This is a genomic window from Vreelandella sulfidaeris Esulfide1 (genome assembly GCF_054072535.1).
In genome coordinates this window covers 3,435,469-3,450,793 of record NZ_CM133364.1, presented here as the reverse complement: position 1 = coordinate 3,450,793, position 15,325 = coordinate 3,435,469, and the positions used below count along the sequence as shown (strand labels likewise).

Here is a 15,325-nt window from a genome sequence, read left to right as displayed (position 1 = left end):
TCCTAAAGCACAGCACAACGGTAAGGATAGACACTACAGAAAAACTTTCCTGGTTCATCGTGGTTAACCTTCCTTTTTTGTCTAGACTTAAACAAGACATCTGACGTTTTAGTCGCGCCTTATATAAAGGTGGCAATAACCATCACGAGTTTTATAAACGGAAATTAAAAAGTCATGCACTCACGGAAGAGTTACTGGCTGCCTATCTTGATTGGCTTGCCTTTAATTTCACTTCTATCCGCCTGTTCCGGTGTTCAATCGTCTCTTGACCCTGCCGGCGCAGCGGCTCAACTGATCGCTGATTTATGGTGGCCAACGCTGGTGGTGGCCAGTCTGGTCACTGTGCTGGTACTTGCCCTATTGTTGATTGGGGTATTCCGGGCATTTAAACATCGCTCGGCGCGCCCGCTAAGTGCCCGTCAAAGCCGTAATTTGGTGATTGCCGGCGGCATTATTTTGCCCCTTTCAGTAACGATTCCTTTTGCACTCTCCAGTTTTTCCATTGGCCGTACCCTCTATGCGCCACCGCCTGATGATGCATTAACCATAGAAGTCGTCGGTAAACGGTGGTGGTGGGAGGTCCATTATTTAGACCAAGACGGGAATCGTATCGCCACCACCGCGAACGAGCTGCATGTGCCGGTAGGCGAGACGATTAGGCTGCTGCTGAAGTCTGACAATGTCATCCATAGCTTTTGGGTACCCAATATCCAGGGCAAAACAGACATGATGCCGGGACAGGTGAATGTCACTTCGCTGGTCGCGGATGAGCCGGGCGTCTATCGAGGCCAGTGCGCTGAGTACTGTGGTGCGCAGCATGCGCTTATGGCGTTCCTTTTCGTAGCTGAAACCCCAGACGAATTTGCCGATTGGCTGGAGCACCAAAAGCAACCGGCAGTGACACTTGAAACGGCCCAGGCAGTACAAGGACGCGAGGTTTTTTCTGATTCAGGATGCGCTGGCTGCCACACCATTCGAGGAACCCAGGCCGATGGCCAGAAGGGGCCGGATTTAACGCACCTGGCCAGCCGCCGGATGCTGGCTGCTGCCACCGTACCTAATCGTATTGGCCATTTGGGGGGCTGGATTACCGACCCACAGCACATCAAACCAGAGAGCCTGATGCCCCCGACCGAACTGACCCCAGATGATCTACAGTCTCTGCTCAGCTATCTGGGGAGCCTCGAATGACACAGCAACCCAGCCTACAGCGCGAAATACATGACTCTCCCGAAGAGACTGAACGCCTAGCCCGCACCTGGCATTCCCCACGCGGCTTTCCCGGTTGGTTCACCCAAGTAAACCAACGGATGATTGGTCGGCGCTTTATTATTACCGGCTTTATCTTCTTCCTACTGGCTGGCGTGCTGGGCTTGCTGATTCGGACTCAACTGGCTGGCCCCGAGCAGCAATTCCTAGATCCTGGGCTCTATAACCAGTTTTTTACCATGCATGGCACGGTGATGATGTTCTTCTTCGCCATTCCTGTCATGGAAGGTTTCGCCATCTATGTAGTGCCGCTAATGGTAGGCACACGGGATATGGCCTTTCCGCGACTCAACGCCTTCGGCTACTACATTTATTTGATAGGCGGTATCGTTCTGTTCGGCTCACTCCTGATAGGCATGGCACCGGATGCCGGGTGGTTTAACTATGTGCCGTTGGCGGGGAAGGCGTATTCCCCTGGCTACGGGGTGGATATCTGGACCACCATGATCACCTTTATTGAAGTGTCGGCGCTTACAGCGGCGGTAGAGCTGATCGTGACCATTCTTCGGCTGCGAGCACCGGGCATGTCTTTGAATCGTATGCCGCTGTTTGTTTGGGCGGCATTGGTGATGTCGTTCATGATTGTCTTTGCTATGCCTGCCGTTATCGTCAGCAGTACCTTATTGATCCTTGACCGCTTGGTAGATACGCAATTCTTTATCGTTGAAGGCGGCGGGCAGCCTCTGCTCTGGCAGCATCTTTTTTGGTATTTCGGCCACCCAGAGGTGTACATCATCCTGGTGCCGGCGCTTGGTATGATTTCGACAATCATCATTACCTTTACTGGACGACCTATCTTTGGTTATACGGCGCTGGTGTTGTCGGTTGTGTCGATCGGTTTCGTTAGCTTCGGCCTGTGGGTGCATCATATGTTCACGACTGGTTTGCCGCAGCTCGGCATGAGCTTCTTCACTGCCGCCAGTGTCACAATCGCCATTCCCAGCGGCGTGCAAATTTTTTGCTGGATCGCCTCTTTATGGGGCGCCAAAATTCGCTTCGCCACGCCTATGCTATGGGTGCTGGGTTTTTTCGCCATTTTCGTCATCGGTGGCCTCACCGGGGTAATGATCGCCTCGATTCCCTTTGATACCCAAGTGCACGATACCTTCTTCCTAGTCGCGCATTTCCATTATGTACTGATTGGTGGCGCCGTTTTCCCGTTGATCGGTGCGCTCTATTACTGGTGGCCAAAATTCACCGGCCGCCTGATGAGCGAAAAGGGGGGAAAGTGGAGTTTCTGGCTGGCGTTTATCGGTTTCAACGTCACGTTTTTCCCCATGCATCAACTGGGGCTCGAAGGGATGCCTCGGCGTGTCTACACCTATACCGCTGAGATGGGCTGGGGCGATTTGAATCTGCTGTCGACGCTTGGCTCATTCGTACTGGCGGCTGGCTTCGTTATCACACTGATCAATGCGATCTGGAGTCTATATCGCGGCCAGCCTGCAGGAGCAAATCCTTGGAACGCCCCCACACTGGAGTGGTCGACCGAGTCGCCGCCGCCTGCTTATAACTATCGTCATATCCCCGTGGTGGAAAGCCGTTGGCCTCTGTGGGACTGGCAGGAGCGCGGTGAACGCTCAGTGGTTAGCGGTTTGAGTAGCCGACGCCGTGAGGTAGTGATTACCAGCATTTTGGATGCTGAGCCGATTGGGGTACAGGTATTGCCACATCCCACAATCTGGCCTTTTATCGCAGCGGTTGCCGCCTCATCAGGGTTTATCGGCATTATCTTTCATCCTATCTTTTTTGTGATGGGATTCTTTCTTGTTTTCTTCGCCATGGTCGGTTGGTTTTGGCCCAGGCGCCCTTGGAAGGAGGACTGATGAGAGTACTTGAAGGTGTCGACGTAACGGACATGCCCCGCTTACACCCAGATAAGCGAGCGCCTTTGTGGTGGGGCATCCTGGGTTTGATCACCATTGAGTCCGCAGTTGTGTTGGCGTTTTGTGTGAGCTATCTCTATCTGGCCTTTCATGCCGAGGCTTGGCCGCCCTTGGGTGAGTCGCCTCCACCGCTATTATGGCCCAGTATCAACTTGGGATTGCTATTGCTTAGTTGTATCACCATGTTTGCCGCTGGCCAGGGGATTAATCGCGGTAATAAGCGGGTGCTGGCGATTGGCGTCACCATTAGCGTGCTGTTGGCCTCTACGGTGCTGGTGCTGCGCTCATTAGAGCTGATGGCTTATGACGTTAGCTGGAAAGACCACTCGTACGGGGCCATCGTTTGGACCATTTCCGGCTTTCATTACGTGCATGTCACTTCTATGGTTCTGGGGAGTACCGTTATTGCCATTCTGGCATGGCGCGGATATTTCACCCAAGCGCGGCAGATTGGTGTGGTGGTCGATACCAATTATTGGTACTTCGTATGTTTTGCCTGGGTTCCCTTTTATTTACTGCTTTATTGGGGGCCACGTATTTATGCCGGTTGAAACGCGCAGAATGAAAGTGCTTCACCCGCTACTGCTGTGGGTTGGTTGGGTTATCGGCCCGGTCGCCTGGGCGCTACACCTGTTAATAAGCTATGTGCTCGTAACGTGGGTATGCGAGACCGGACACCACTGGACGTTACATGCGACAACCTTGGTGACCTTGGTCATGAGCCTTATCGGCGTATGGCTTACCTGGCGGCAGTGGGGTTTGGCGGGGAGACAGTGGCCGGGAGGTGGCGGCAACCGGTCATCTTCGCGGATACAGTTCATGGCGGTGGGTGGTTTAATTCTCAGCGTATTGTCAGCGCTGCTCATCGTGGCCGAAGGCATGCCCAATTTTTTCCTAGGGGCATGCTTATGAACGCAAAGGTACTTGTTTGCCTGGTATTGCTATTGCCCGTTGCTGGGTGCGGCAGCGAAGAAACAACGTCCTCGCTGGGCGACCCCGTGAAGGGGAAGGCAGCGATTGCTGAGTATGGTTGTGGCAGTTGCCATGCCATACCTGATGTGCCGGGCGCAAACGGCCGAACCGGCCCAACCCTTGAGCGCATTGCTAAGCGTACCTACCTGGCAGGGGTATTGCCTAACACGCCTGAAGACATGGTGCGTTGGATTCGTGCTCCTGAGACGATCGACCCGCGAACGGCGATGCCGAATATGGCTGTCAGCGTTGGCGATGCCCGTGATATCACCGCTTACCTGTACACATTGAAATGACTATTCGAACCCGACAACGTTTAATTGAAAGAATCCGCAAGCGCGTGCTGATCCGCTTGGCGCTAGGCCTTGTCGGCGTGGTTATCGCCATGGCAGTGGGCGCGGTCATGTTCATTTTCTGGGGAGTTTATAACGTCTCTGCCTTACAGCAGCATACGGAACCAGTCTATACCGTTCTTACCACTGCCTTGGACCGTTCGATTAGCCAGCGAGCCGAGGAAATCGATGTGCCGTCGCTGGACGATCCGGCCATGGCGCAGCAGGGGCTCATATATTATCGCGACAAATGCGTGCAATGCCATGGAGCTCCCGGTGTGGCGCGCCAGGATGTAGGCAAGGGCATGACGCCGGTCCCGCCGAACTTGGCGCATACCGCAAGCAACCGTACGCCTGCTGAGATATTCTGGGCAATCAAACACGGCATTAAAATGACGGGGATGCCGAGCTGGCAGTTTATTTTCACCGATGAAGAAATCTGGGAAATTGTCGCCTTTATGAGGCAGATGTCTAAGCTATCTCCCGTCGAGTATCAAGCCATTGCCGCTAGGGTGGATAGCAAAGAAACCGCCCAGACGGAAGAAGCTGAAGCTTCTTCAGCTAGGTCGGGAACTGCCCCAGAGGTCCTTCCCAATGCCGATCGCGGCCGTTTAGCAATGTATGGTTATGCATGTATTGCCTGTCATCGGATCCCTGGTTTAGTCGGGCCGCAAGCGGATGTCGGCCCACCATTGGCGGGTATTGGCGCACGTCGATATATCGCTGGCGTACTTACAAATAACGAAGACAATATGGTGCGCTGGCTTCGTCATCCTACCCAGGTGGACCCGTTGACCGCCATGCCTGACCTGGAAGTCACGGAGCGGGATGCCAGAGATATGGCGGCTTATCTTGAAACGCTGAAGTAAGATTGGCAAAAAGGACAGCCTGCCGAGCACCCTACCTTGAATTAACATCCTCGGCTTGCGTTTCGCCATATCCGCCACCCATTGAGCATACTCAACGGGTGGCAGAGGGTTTGCGGCGACGCTTGGTGATAGAAATAGAGATAATAAAATCTATACGTTATCTCGAGGAATGACACTTTCCCAGTTTTTAGAGAAGACACGATACTCATTTTCATAAGCATCAAGCTGGGCATGGACAATGAAGTTATCGACAGTGCAGCTTAGCGTGGTCCTTGTGTACACTTCTGTATGCCAATCGCCTCTTTTAAAGCAGGATTCTGTGATCGTTTCACCCCGTGCGGAAGTGAAATCATCATCAACCGTGCGGTAATACTCGCGGGCGCTGCGATGAATTTCTGTACCAATGTCATTAATGCGAAAACGCCCCTGATTGTTAATCACTTCAAGGGTCGATGCTTTAGTGGCCAAGTCTCGATGCAATAGCCAGTTATGCTCGCTAGGTGCCAATAACGTGGTAGCAAGCGGAGGTGCCGATTGTGGTTCATCAAACGGTGAAAGGTCGGCGTCGTTCGTTTGCGGCTCTCTAACGGGAAGCGTTAGCTTACAATTCTTCAAATGAATATCTACTTGTGCAGGCTCTGGCGGTAACCACGCGAGTGGCCAATAAGAAGTCGATATAGAGACTCTCAATTGGTGGCCAGCTGGGAACTGTTGCGCTATCCCATTGAGCAATACCTTCACGCGATAGTGGCGGTTAGGCTCCAGGGGTTCTGGGTGTGCGTCACCATCTCTGTGAGAAAGGTTGAGTAACCCATAGGACACCCGTGTTGACTTTCCATCCGGTGCTACGTCTGAAAGGCGTACTGCCAACATCGCTTGGGGTTTGTTACTCGATACCTCTAGCTCTAATGTGGGCATACCAAAAATACAAAGCGGTGAGGTTAAGCTGGGTGTGCTAAAGATAAGCGAGCCGCCGTCCTCTTCTCGCTGGTCACCAGGCAGGTCCGGGGTGGCTGTATAAGAACACCATTTACCCGCTTCCAGCCCGACGCTAAGCGGTGACTGTAACCCCATTGAGGCATACTCATCAGTGTCATTAAGTGCTGGCTGGCTTTCTGGCTCTGCCACTAGCTGGTAGGGCAACAATGCGTAACCGCGCTCTTGGACATTATTCGTTGGCCACTGACGCTCGCCTATCCAACGGCCGGGCCTGTCGTCATAAGAGTTATCGGGAGGCAGGCTATCTTGTTGCCATGCTCTCAGCATGGGTTCATCCATGATCCCGTTCGGCTCATCTTTTAACCAATAATCCCACCAACGAAGTGCTTCTTGCAGAAACCCGATGGCGGGCCCCGGCATTCCCTGGTGCGGGTATTTATGTCCCCAGGGGCCTATCAGACCCTTACGCGGCACCTGAAGGTGCTCCATTAACCTAAAGACCGTATTAGTAAACCCATCGGCCCAACCCCCGATCGCATAAACCGGACAACGTATGGAGGAGTAATATTCACACACAGAACTGGTCGACCAGTAAGCGTCTCGACGTTGATGCTTAAGCCACTGATCGATCCATAAGCCGCTTTTCTCCATGCGTTCAAACCACATGTCTCGCCAGCTATCGCCGACAATCTCTGGATCAGGTGGTAACGCATTAAAGGCAAACATGACGGTCGCTTCAGATAAGTTATCGCCCAATAAGCACCCACCCATATAGTGCATATTATCAGCGTAAAGGTCATCACTGGCACAAATGCTAATGATGGCTTTAAGCGCGGGGGGCTGCTTGGCAGCCACTTGCAAGCTATTAAAGCCTCCCCACGAGATACCCATCATGCCTACCTTGCCATTGCACCAATCCTGTTGGGCAATCCACTCTATAGCGTCAACCGCATCTTGTTGTTCCTGCTGGGTATACTCATCAGTCAATACCCCATCTGAATCGCCACTTCCGCGCATATCAACACGCACACAGACATAACCGTGGCCCGCTAGATACGCATGGTTAGTCGCATCTCTGCCGCGTGTAATATCCCGCTTACGGTAAGGGATATACTCCATGATGGCGGGTAGCGGTGAAGACTCTGCTTTCTCGGGAAGCCAAATACGGGCGGCTAGCCTTTTTCCGTCCCGCATAGGAATGAAGACGTTCTCAATTTCACGTATTGAATAGGGAAATGATTCTACTATTTGCATGATCGCCTCTTATTTGCTCATTCGTCTAAATGTTCGATGTCAAACTTGAGAGCTTTCAAGCAGTTCTGAAACTGCTCCTCAACTTGGTCCTGATTAGCGTCTGCTTCACTCCACATGGATTTAACATTGAAGCAGGCGTTATCGTAACCAATATGCTCAAGAAATTTTCTGAGGACTTCAACCATTTTATGATGGTCATGTGCGGGGTAGTTGCTGGAGTACGCTAACCGGTCAAACAGCGTGTTTGGAATGTCTGATTTAGGCTGCGAAGTAATGCCACTCACATTTAACTCACCTTGAAACATAGTTTCTTGAGGAGCGCCTAATTGGTTAGTATTGATTATTGCTTCATTAATAGCCGGATCGAAATTTTCATTTTTAAAGTCGTGATAAGGAGAGAGTGCTTTTACGGGGTTAATCCTAAAAGGATAACTTAATGTAACGCGTTCAAACGGTAAATCTGCAAAAGGTTCAACCCCATAATAACGAGGTACAGCCTCAGATATGACTTGGGACTGCTCTATTCGGCTCCAGCGTTTATGTTCGCATTTTAAAGCGCTGGTCACAGAGGAAGAGGTAATTTCATGCTCTTTGCTGGGAGTAGGTACCAAAGCACTGATAGGAAAGTCCCATTGAGCAACAATGGTATCAACGGAGTCTGAGTAGGATGCTAATTCTTCTCTTGCTGAGAATAATCCATCTTTAAAAGAGAAGTTGTCTGCCTCAACAGCCGTGCATAAATTTAGCAGGCTAATTATCTTCGGGTCCCCACTTTGCCACAAAGTGCCAAGTATCGCTTTTGGCTTCTCCTCTAGCGCTACTGTAAATATATTCCTTTTCATGATAAGTCCCTTAAAGATTGAAAGTAGCGATAATATGAAAGTCTCTAAATGATTATACTTACCAACAATAACATAGGTTATAACATTGAAATGATATCTGTTGTTCAATGAAAATTAAGCCGTTGTGATAGCCAAGTTTTATAGTTATAAAGCATGGATTTTTAAAGGTAAAATAATGATTGGTATGATTTTTTAACAATTGTTAAAAACATAGCATGCTGGTGGCAAAATTGATCTTGTTGGTTGTCACATCGTTAGCTATAGTTTTGCATAATTTAGCTTTAAAGGTGTGCACATATTTTAACTTGAATTTTAGCAATATAATTTTTGTCTAACTACAAGGGAGTGTGGAGATGACGAATAATGCGATTGATATACATAGCGAAGTTGCCAGAGGAAGCAGTGGCTATGCTCAAATACCCGACGTGACAATGCTACAAACCAAGATGACGACTCTTGGCAATATTCTAAGTCGCTATGGTGGGCTCGGGTCAGAAGCGTTGGATAAACTGTCCGCTATTAATCTTAAAAGTATGGAGTTTAAGAGAAATCAAAAACTGTATTCTTTATGCCAAGGGAGGGCGGAAATATTTATAGTAAAACAAGGCTGGGTCAGTTTGTGTCACTCGATTAAGAATCGTGGGCAAGATATATGCAATGTTTATATGCCGGGTGATATTGTCGGCATCCGAGAGAGCTTTTTTGATAACCATGATATTACTTTATTAGCCTTGCAGAATTGCCTGTTAGATAAAGTGTCTGTCGATGATGTACATGCGCTTTTTCAAGACTACTCAGATATTAAAAGCGCGGTCGTTTCTTATATAATGGTTAACGACAATATCGCTATTGAAAGATTGAGGAGCTGCACCCACCATAAAGCAGAAGAGCGTGTAGCGCATTTCTTGCTTGAGGTATATGCCAGGTATAAGTTTAAAGGGATGATTGACTCAAATGTATTCGCTTTCCCTATTACGCAGGAAGTGGTGGGCGAGCTTTTGGGCATTACCAACGTTCACGTCAGTCGCTGTATGACGGCGTTAGAACAAAAAAAGATGATCCGTAAAAGTAGAAATACTATCAAGCTTTTGGAGCCTGAGCTGTTAGCTGAGTATACAGGATTTGATGAGTCTTTAATTTATGGGCATGTTCGCTTGGTTTAATAGAAGGTTTGTGGGGCTTTCGTGAGAATGAGGAAGTCCTGGCTATTGATGCTTTTTTTATGCTTATGAGAATCATTTAAATGAGTATTTATGCTTGAAAAGTATTATGACCCAGTGATGGCTTTTGTAGAGGTAGGTACTTTTCTTGTATGGATTGCTTTTGCCCAGCTTTTTTATTTACAAGCTCGGCGTCAGCGTCGACCTCGCTTTATTATTCATATGGAAGGCCATGACTGTAAAAATATGAGGCTTGTTTTTACTAACATGGCGGGTGAGGCAGTTTATGTTAGGAATGTTTTCTTTAGCGTTGAAAATAGTGTCTCTAGAGAATTATATAATCTCGAAGATTTGCATGGAAAAATGCTTTTTAAAAAAGAAGTTTATGATGAGGATAAAAAAGAGTATCAGGGCACTATAGTGCCAGGCACATGCTTTAAAATAGAAATTGGTGGTGTTTTTTATCCTTGCGTTTCACAAGATAATAAGTACCATCAACAAGATACTATTAGTGTTAAGTCAGGTGACACTGTTAATGTGTTTGTTGTTTTTATCCATGGTCCAGATAATGCATTTTTAGGCGCTTCGAGGCACTTCAGGTTTAAGCATTCTTCAAAGGGTGATTTTTTTGAAGCGTTAAGCTGGGATACTACGTCTTGGTCAACCCGCCATGAACGGAACAAGTTAATGAAGGCTTTAAAGCAGGAGCGTAGTGATTACCCGGGTTTTAATTAAAGGGAGAAATAACGAATTTCAGCATTTTTCTCGTAACACACGTTATGAAAGTCGCTATTAACCTTGCATGCTGATTTTGTTTGTCTACGCTATCCCCTGCAACATGGTTCGATCTGAAACCTAATCATACAAGGAGTGGATTAGATGACAGTCAAAAGCACACCGCTAAATTCTGTAACCGCCCATAAGCAATATAGCGAAATGGCCGATACACCCAACGTTCACAACACTCAGGTTCAGCGCACACAGGGACAGGATGTCTACCCGTCGCGTTTGTCCTACACCCCTGAAAGCACTTGGCTGCCGCGCCAGGACGCAGTCGTCAAGGGTCGTCAGCTTTCCGGCCCCTTAAGCCAAGCGCAACTTGATGAATTCGAGCGTAAAGGGTTTTTGTTTATCCCCAACCTGATTGAAGGCGCTGAGCTTGATGAGCTGCGTCAAGAAATGAAGGCGCTGATGAGCAAAGATGAATACCGTGATAAAGAATTCAGCGTTACGGAGCCCGAAAGCCAGGAAATTCGCTCGCTGTTTGCGGTGCATTTCCTCTCTGAGCGATTGGGTAAACTGGCCAGCGATGAGCGTGTCGCAGGGGCCGCTCGCCAAATCATTGGTGACGACCCCTATGTGCATCAGTCACGGATTAACTATAAGCCTGGATTTGCCGGTAAGGGCTTTAACTGGCATTCCGATTTTGAAACGTGGCACGCGGAAGATGGCATGCCTGCTATGCATGCGGTTAGCGCCTCGCTGATTCTAACCGACAACCACGAGTTCAACGGCCCTTTAATGCTGATCCCTGGTTCGCACAAGAAATTTGTGCCGTGCCTGGGGGAAACGCCGGAAGATAACCACAAAAGCTCGCTTAAAGCGCAAGAAGTGGGTGTGCCTAGCCCTGAAGCGCTTACCGAGTTAGTGGCTGAACATGGCATTGAGGCGCCGAAAGGCAAGGCTGGCGGTTTGCTGCTATTCGATTGCAATACGCTGCACGCCTCGAATGCTAACCTTTCACCCGATCCGCGTAGCAACGTGTTCTTCGTTTTTAACCGCTTGGATAACCGTTGTGATGCGCCTTATGCAGCGGCTAAACAGCGGCCTGATTTCTTGGCCCACAGCCCTGATCAGCCGGCGCAGCAATATCGCTAACGTGAAGTGGGGAAACAAATTCATGGCCAGAGGGTGTGGAACCCTCGTATAGGTGGGGTAAACTGTTGCGCCTGTCGTTGCGAATGCGGCACGCATAATGAGAAGGAGAATGCCCGCCATGCGTTTTGTCCCACAGTTTACTGACGGCCAGGAGTTTCCCCACACGCTGGGCAAGGTTGTCTGCATCGGCCGTAATTATGCCGAACATGCAAAAGAGCTGGATAATCCAGTTCCCACGGAACCGCTGCTGTTCATAAAGCCATCGACCAGCGTTGTGGATCTGACCAAACCGTTGGATCCGCCGTTTTCACGCGGCGACGTGCATTATGAGGCAGAGCTTGCGCTATTAGTGGGTGAAACGTTAACCCATGCCACTATGGATGAAGCCGAGCGTGGGATTGTCGGTATTGGATTGGCAATGGATTTAACACTGCGTGATATCCAGACAACGTTAAAAGAGAAAGGGCACCCGTGGGAAATCGCCAAAGCGTTCGATGGTGCTTGCCCGCTTTCGCCTTTTCTGCCTTTAAGCCGTGTTCCCAACTGGAATGCGCTAGCATTCACGCTGGAGATTGACGGTGAAGAGCGCCAGCACGGTGAGGGAGCTGATATGATTTTTGCAATCCCTTCCCTGGTGGCTGAAATGAGCCGCCACTTTACCCTCGAACCCGGCGACGTCATTTTGACCGGTACGCCTTCAGGTGTTGGAGAGCTTGTTCGCGGCTCATCCTTGCGCTTAACCTTAACGGGCGGTTTGGAAATCAACACCAGCGTAGTGGAGTAAGGAAAAGAGTGGAGTAAGGACGAGACTGAGTATAGAAAGCTGCGAAAAGTAGTGTTAAATCGATAGAAACGCCACCTCACAATCAAGGTGGCGTTTCTAGTTTGGGATCGTTCAAACCGGGCTATTCAAGAGGCTATCCAAGAGGTTATTCAAGATAGGTGTAGCCTTCGAGCCCTTCGCTTAAGCTTGCTGCAAAGCGTGCCTGCTCTTCGGCAGAAAAGCCGCTTGCCGCTAACTGGTCAGTGAGCTTTTGCTTGAGCACATTGGCATTGAAGTTAACGTAGGCAAGTACTTGCGCCACCGAATCACCCGCCAGCGGGTTGGAAAGTGTCCACTCGCCGTCTGCATTAAGCGCGGCATCAACAGAGTCGGTGTCGCCGAACAGGTTATGCAGGTCACCAAGGATTTCCTGATAGGCACCCACCAGAAAGAACCCTAACCAGCGTTCATCCTCAGAGGCCCACTCTGGAAGTGGTAGCGTGCTTTCCACACCCTGACCGTCGACGTAGCTGTCGATGCGGCCGTCTGAGTCGCAGGTAATGTCCTGGATGACTGCCCGCCGTGTCGGTGCTTGATCCAGTCCACTGAGGGGCAGCACGGGGAATATCTGCTCGATACCCCACACATCAGGTACCGACTGGAACAGCGAGAAGTTGACGAACAGCTTGTCAGCGAGCTTCTCCGCTAACTCGTCCAGAATTTCGCGATGGGCACGGTTGCGGGTGTCGAGCTGCGTGCGCAGTCGCGCGCAGGCGGCCATATAGACACGCTCGCCTTCGGCACGGGCGGTAATATCACTCAGGCCCATCACAAAACGATCCTGCAGCTCGCTTACTGCTTGCAGCAGGTCGTGCCAGGCTTCTACCAGCACTCGTGGCTCTTGGGTATCGGCCAATTGGTCAAATACCCGCCACAGCTCTTCTACCTGCGAGTCCTGCTCCTGGGTGACGCGCTCAGGCGGCGTGGCATTAACGCGCTCTTCACCAATCACATTGGTTATCAGCACCGCATGGTGGGCGGTCAGAGAGCGACCGGATTCGCTGATCAGATGGGGCTGGGGCAGGTCGGCTTCCTGACAAAGCTGGGAAAAAGCGCTGACCACGTTACGGGCGTACTCCTGCATGGAGTAGTTCGCCGAGCAGTAGCTGCGCGAGCGGGTACCTTCGTAATCAATCCCCAAACCGCCCCCAACGTCGACGGTATCGATGGGCGCGCCCAACTGCATCAGGTTTTGATAGAAGCGAGCGCATTCGCGCAGGCCGCGCTGGATATCGCGGATGTTGGCGATCTGCGAGCCTAAGTGGAAGTGTACTAACTGCAGGCTTTCCAGCGCGTCTTCGTGACGTAGCGTTTCGACCACGTCAAGAATCTGACTGGCGGTCAGGCCGAACTTGGATTTTTCACCGCCGGTATTTTGCCACTTACCTTTACCCACAGAGGCAAGGCGGGCGCGCAGGCCGATACGGGGCGTCACCTCAAGCTCGCGGGCCTCTTCCAAAATCAGCTGCAGCTCGGAGAGCTTCTCGACCACCAAATAGACCTTATGGCCGAGCTTTTCACCCAGCAGCGCCAAGCGCACGTACTCGCGATCTTTATAGCCATTGCAAACGATCAGTGAGGAGCCGCTGTCGGAAAGCGCCAGCACGGCCAACAGCTCCGGCTTGCTGCCCGCTTCCAGCCCGACACGGCCACTACCACGTTCGGCGGTGGCCAGAATTTCTTCGACTACCCGGCGCTGCTGGTTTACTTTGATCGGGTAAACGGCGGTGTAGCCGCCCTGGTACTCACAGTCGCGCATGGCGGCATCAAAAGCGCCGCATAGCTGTTCAACCCGGTCGTGGAGAATATCGCTAAAACGCACCAGTACCGGCAGGCGTAACCCGGCACTTTGCAGTTGGCGAACCAGCCCGCTCAGGGGTAAGGCGGGGCCTTCTGCATCGCTGCCCAGCGGGCGCACCAGAGCTTGGCCGTGGTCATCCACGTCGAAGTAACCGCTGCCCCATTGGTCGATATTCCAGGTGCGCCGAGCGCGTAGCGCAGGACTAGTAGTAGTGGCCGTCACAGTCATACAGAAACCTCAGGCAGCGGCAGCGCACCGTGAGCAATGCGCGCATTTAAAATGGTTCGGAAACGTTCGGGGTCATGAGGCGTTAAATCGTGGGCAGGCGGGTCAACGTAAACCACTAATAGGCGCGACAGCCAATAGCGCAGCGCCGTCATGCGTAGCATGGTGGGCCACAGTTCCCGCTCGTCAGCCGTTAATGGCCGGCGTGCTAGATAGGCGCTCAAAAGTGTATTGTAGCGCTCTGCATTGAGCGTACCATCAGCGTCCGAAGCCCAGTCGTTGATCACAATCGCCAAGTCAAACAGCAGGTCGCCGGTGCAGCCATTATAAAAGTCGATAATACCGCCAAGCTGATCTCCTTCGAACAAGGTGTTGTCGCGAAATAGATCACCGTGCAGAGCCCCTTGTGGGAGCTCCCCGTGCTGACTGAAGGCGCTTTCGAAATCATCGACCTCGTCTTTCATCAATGTTTGATCAGCCGGGCTTAAATAGCTCAACACTTTATGGTGCATCACATGCAACCAGTTCAGATCTCGCGGGTTCGGGCGGTGGCCGGGAAAGCGCTTCGACACCACGTGCAGGCGGCCCAGGATATCACCCAATGCGTGGCACTGAGCTAGGTTGGGAGCCTCTGGGTGGCGACCGGGCAGGCGCGGAAACAGCAGCGCCGGTTTGCCCTCCAGGCTATGTAGCGCAACGCCTTCGCGGTCATGTACCGTGCCGGGCACCGGTAGGCGGTGCTCGTCTAAATAATCTAGCAGTTCAACAAAGAACGGCAGCTCTTCATGCTCGCCCTGCTCGAACAACGTCAAAACGAGCTCGCGGCGATCGGTGGTCACAAAAAAGGTCGAATTTTCGGTTCCACCCGCTACTCCCTGAAGAGAAACGAAGCTACCAACATCAAATTTTTCTAAAAACGCGGCGACCTGTGCGTCGCTAAGCGGGGTGAATACAGCCATGAGAGTCTCGCCCAGGTTGCTAAGCCCATTATTGTAGCGGCTTGGTCGCTCAGTTGGCAGCGTTGTTGTCTTCGTTAATGGAGGTAGTTGATGTAATAGTTGAATGTAATAACAGG

At 51.1% G+C, this 15,325-nt stretch carries 14 protein-coding genes; 10 read left to right on the top strand and 4 right to left on the bottom strand.

Annotation, left to right across the window (positions count from 1 at the left end; all coding sequences use genetic code 11):
• Positions 1-174: 174 nt before the first annotated feature.
• From coxB to ACW44H_RS16050, 6 genes are read left to right on the top strand one after another with little or no spacing between them, the layout of a single operon-like run.
• Positions 175-1,191, top strand: coding sequence for a cytochrome c oxidase subunit II (coxB, locus tag ACW44H_RS16075; RefSeq protein ID WP_457505556.1), 1,017 nt, complete (start codon positions 175-177; stop codon positions 1,189-1,191).
• Positions 1,188-3,095 (top strand): cytochrome c oxidase subunit I, encoded by a 1,908-nt coding sequence (gene ctaD, locus ACW44H_RS16070; RefSeq protein WP_457505554.1) that lies wholly within the window; start codon positions 1,188-1,190, stop codon positions 3,093-3,095. The genes coxB and ctaD overlap by 4 nt, the downstream gene beginning before the upstream one ends.
• Positions 3,095-3,706: a cytochrome c oxidase subunit 3 gene (locus ACW44H_RS16065; protein ID WP_113268937.1), complete on the top strand. Its 612-nt coding sequence runs from the start codon at positions 3,095-3,097 to the stop codon at positions 3,704-3,706. The genes ctaD and ACW44H_RS16065 overlap by 1 nt, the downstream gene beginning before the upstream one ends.
• Positions 3,707-3,716: 10 nt before the next feature.
• Positions 3,717-4,067 (top strand): hypothetical protein, encoded by a 351-nt coding sequence (locus ACW44H_RS16060; protein WP_146779528.1) that lies wholly within the window; start codon positions 3,717-3,719, stop codon positions 4,065-4,067.
• Positions 4,064-4,423, top strand: a complete 360-nt coding sequence (locus ACW44H_RS16055; protein ID WP_113268939.1) for a c-type cytochrome — start codon at positions 4,064-4,066, stop codon at positions 4,421-4,423. The genes ACW44H_RS16060 and ACW44H_RS16055 overlap by 4 nt, the downstream gene beginning before the upstream one ends.
• Complete coding sequence (locus ACW44H_RS16050) at positions 4,420-5,328, top strand: c-type cytochrome (protein ID WP_113268940.1); 909 nt, start codon at positions 4,420-4,422, stop codon at positions 5,326-5,328. The genes ACW44H_RS16055 and ACW44H_RS16050 overlap by 4 nt, the downstream gene beginning before the upstream one ends.
• A 150-nt stretch (positions 5,329-5,478) precedes the next feature.
• Here the strand turns inward: ACW44H_RS16050 and ACW44H_RS16045 are convergent, their stop codons facing one another.
• Both ACW44H_RS16045 and ACW44H_RS16040 read right to left on the bottom strand, forming a co-directional pair.
• Positions 5,479-7,521 carry a CocE/NonD family hydrolase gene (locus ACW44H_RS16045; protein ID WP_113268941.1) on the bottom strand — a complete coding sequence of 681 codons (2,043 nt, stop codon included), beginning with the start codon at positions 7,519-7,521 and terminating at the stop codon, positions 5,479-5,481.
• Between the two features lie 17 nt (positions 7,522-7,538).
• A complete protein-coding gene (locus tag ACW44H_RS16040) occupies positions 7,539-8,363 on the bottom strand; it encodes a hypothetical protein (RefSeq protein WP_457505551.1) in 825 nt (274 codons plus the stop codon).
• Positions 8,364-8,716: 353 nt separating this feature from the next.
• Between ACW44H_RS16040 and ACW44H_RS16035 the strand changes: the two genes are divergently transcribed.
• The 4 genes from ACW44H_RS16035 to ACW44H_RS16020 all read left to right on the top strand — a co-directional run bounded on the left by ACW44H_RS16035 (position 8,717) and on the right by ACW44H_RS16020 (position 12,185).
• Positions 8,717-9,526, top strand: a complete 810-nt coding sequence (locus ACW44H_RS16035) for a Crp/Fnr family transcriptional regulator (protein WP_457505549.1) — start codon at positions 8,717-8,719, stop codon at positions 9,524-9,526.
• A gap of 90 nt (positions 9,527-9,616) precedes the next feature.
• Complete coding sequence (locus tag ACW44H_RS16030; RefSeq protein WP_457505547.1) at positions 9,617-10,258, top strand: hypothetical protein; 642 nt, start codon at positions 9,617-9,619, stop codon at positions 10,256-10,258.
• A gap of 144 nt (positions 10,259-10,402) precedes the next feature.
• The gene (gene thpD / locus ACW44H_RS16025) at positions 10,403-11,401 is read left to right on the top strand and encodes an ectoine hydroxylase (protein WP_457505545.1); all 999 of its coding nucleotides are present in this window, start codon (positions 10,403-10,405) and stop codon (positions 11,399-11,401) included.
• A gap of 118 nt (positions 11,402-11,519) precedes the next feature.
• A complete protein-coding gene (locus ACW44H_RS16020) occupies positions 11,520-12,185 on the top strand; it encodes a fumarylacetoacetate hydrolase family protein (protein ID WP_113268946.1) in 666 nt (221 codons plus the stop codon).
• A gap of 145 nt (positions 12,186-12,330) precedes the next feature.
• On the opposite strand, the gene speA is transcribed toward ACW44H_RS16020, so the two are convergent.
• Positions 12,331-14,253 (bottom strand): biosynthetic arginine decarboxylase, encoded by a 1,923-nt coding sequence (speA, locus tag ACW44H_RS16015; protein WP_457505543.1) that lies wholly within the window; start codon positions 14,251-14,253, stop codon positions 12,331-12,333.
• A complete protein-coding gene (locus tag ACW44H_RS16010) occupies positions 14,250-15,209 on the bottom strand; it encodes a homoserine kinase (RefSeq protein ID WP_457505541.1) in 960 nt (319 codons plus the stop codon). Before ACW44H_RS16010 ends, speA begins: the two co-directional genes overlap by 4 nt.
• Between the last annotated feature and the right edge of the window lie 116 nt (positions 15,210-15,325).

Bases quoted from the DNA above. Each gene is read 5' to 3' on its own strand.
- coxB (WP_457505556.1), top strand. From the start codon at position 175: ATGCACTCACGGAAGAGTTACTGGCTGCCTATCTTGATTGGCTTGCCT.
- ctaD (WP_457505554.1), top strand. From the start codon at position 1,188: ATGACACAGCAACCCAGCCTACAGCGCGAAATACATGACTCTCCCGAA.
- ACW44H_RS16065 (WP_113268937.1), top strand. From the start codon at position 3,095: ATGAGAGTACTTGAAGGTGTCGACGTAACGGACATGCCCCGCTTACAC.
- ACW44H_RS16060 (WP_146779528.1), top strand. From the start codon at position 3,717: ATGAAAGTGCTTCACCCGCTACTGCTGTGGGTTGGTTGGGTTATCGGC.
- ACW44H_RS16055 (WP_113268939.1), top strand. From the start codon at position 4,064: ATGAACGCAAAGGTACTTGTTTGCCTGGTATTGCTATTGCCCGTTGCT.
- ACW44H_RS16050 (WP_113268940.1), top strand. From the start codon at position 4,420: ATGACTATTCGAACCCGACAACGTTTAATTGAAAGAATCCGCAAGCGC.
- ACW44H_RS16045 (WP_113268941.1), bottom strand. From the start codon at position 7,521: ATGCAAATAGTAGAATCATTTCCCTATTCAATACGTGAAATTGAGAAC.
- ACW44H_RS16040 (WP_457505551.1), bottom strand. From the start codon at position 8,363: ATGAAAAGGAATATATTTACAGTAGCGCTAGAGGAGAAGCCAAAAGCG.
- ACW44H_RS16035 (WP_457505549.1), top strand. From the start codon at position 8,717: ATGACGAATAATGCGATTGATATACATAGCGAAGTTGCCAGAGGAAGC.
- ACW44H_RS16030 (WP_457505547.1), top strand. From the start codon at position 9,617: ATGCTTGAAAAGTATTATGACCCAGTGATGGCTTTTGTAGAGGTAGGT.
- thpD (WP_457505545.1), top strand. From the start codon at position 10,403: ATGACAGTCAAAAGCACACCGCTAAATTCTGTAACCGCCCATAAGCAA.
- ACW44H_RS16020 (WP_113268946.1), top strand. From the start codon at position 11,520: ATGCGTTTTGTCCCACAGTTTACTGACGGCCAGGAGTTTCCCCACACG.
- speA (WP_457505543.1), bottom strand. From the start codon at position 14,253: ATGACTGTGACGGCCACTACTACTAGTCCTGCGCTACGCGCTCGGCGC.
- ACW44H_RS16010 (WP_457505541.1), bottom strand. From the start codon at position 15,209: ATGGCTGTATTCACCCCGCTTAGCGACGCACAGGTCGCCGCGTTTTTA.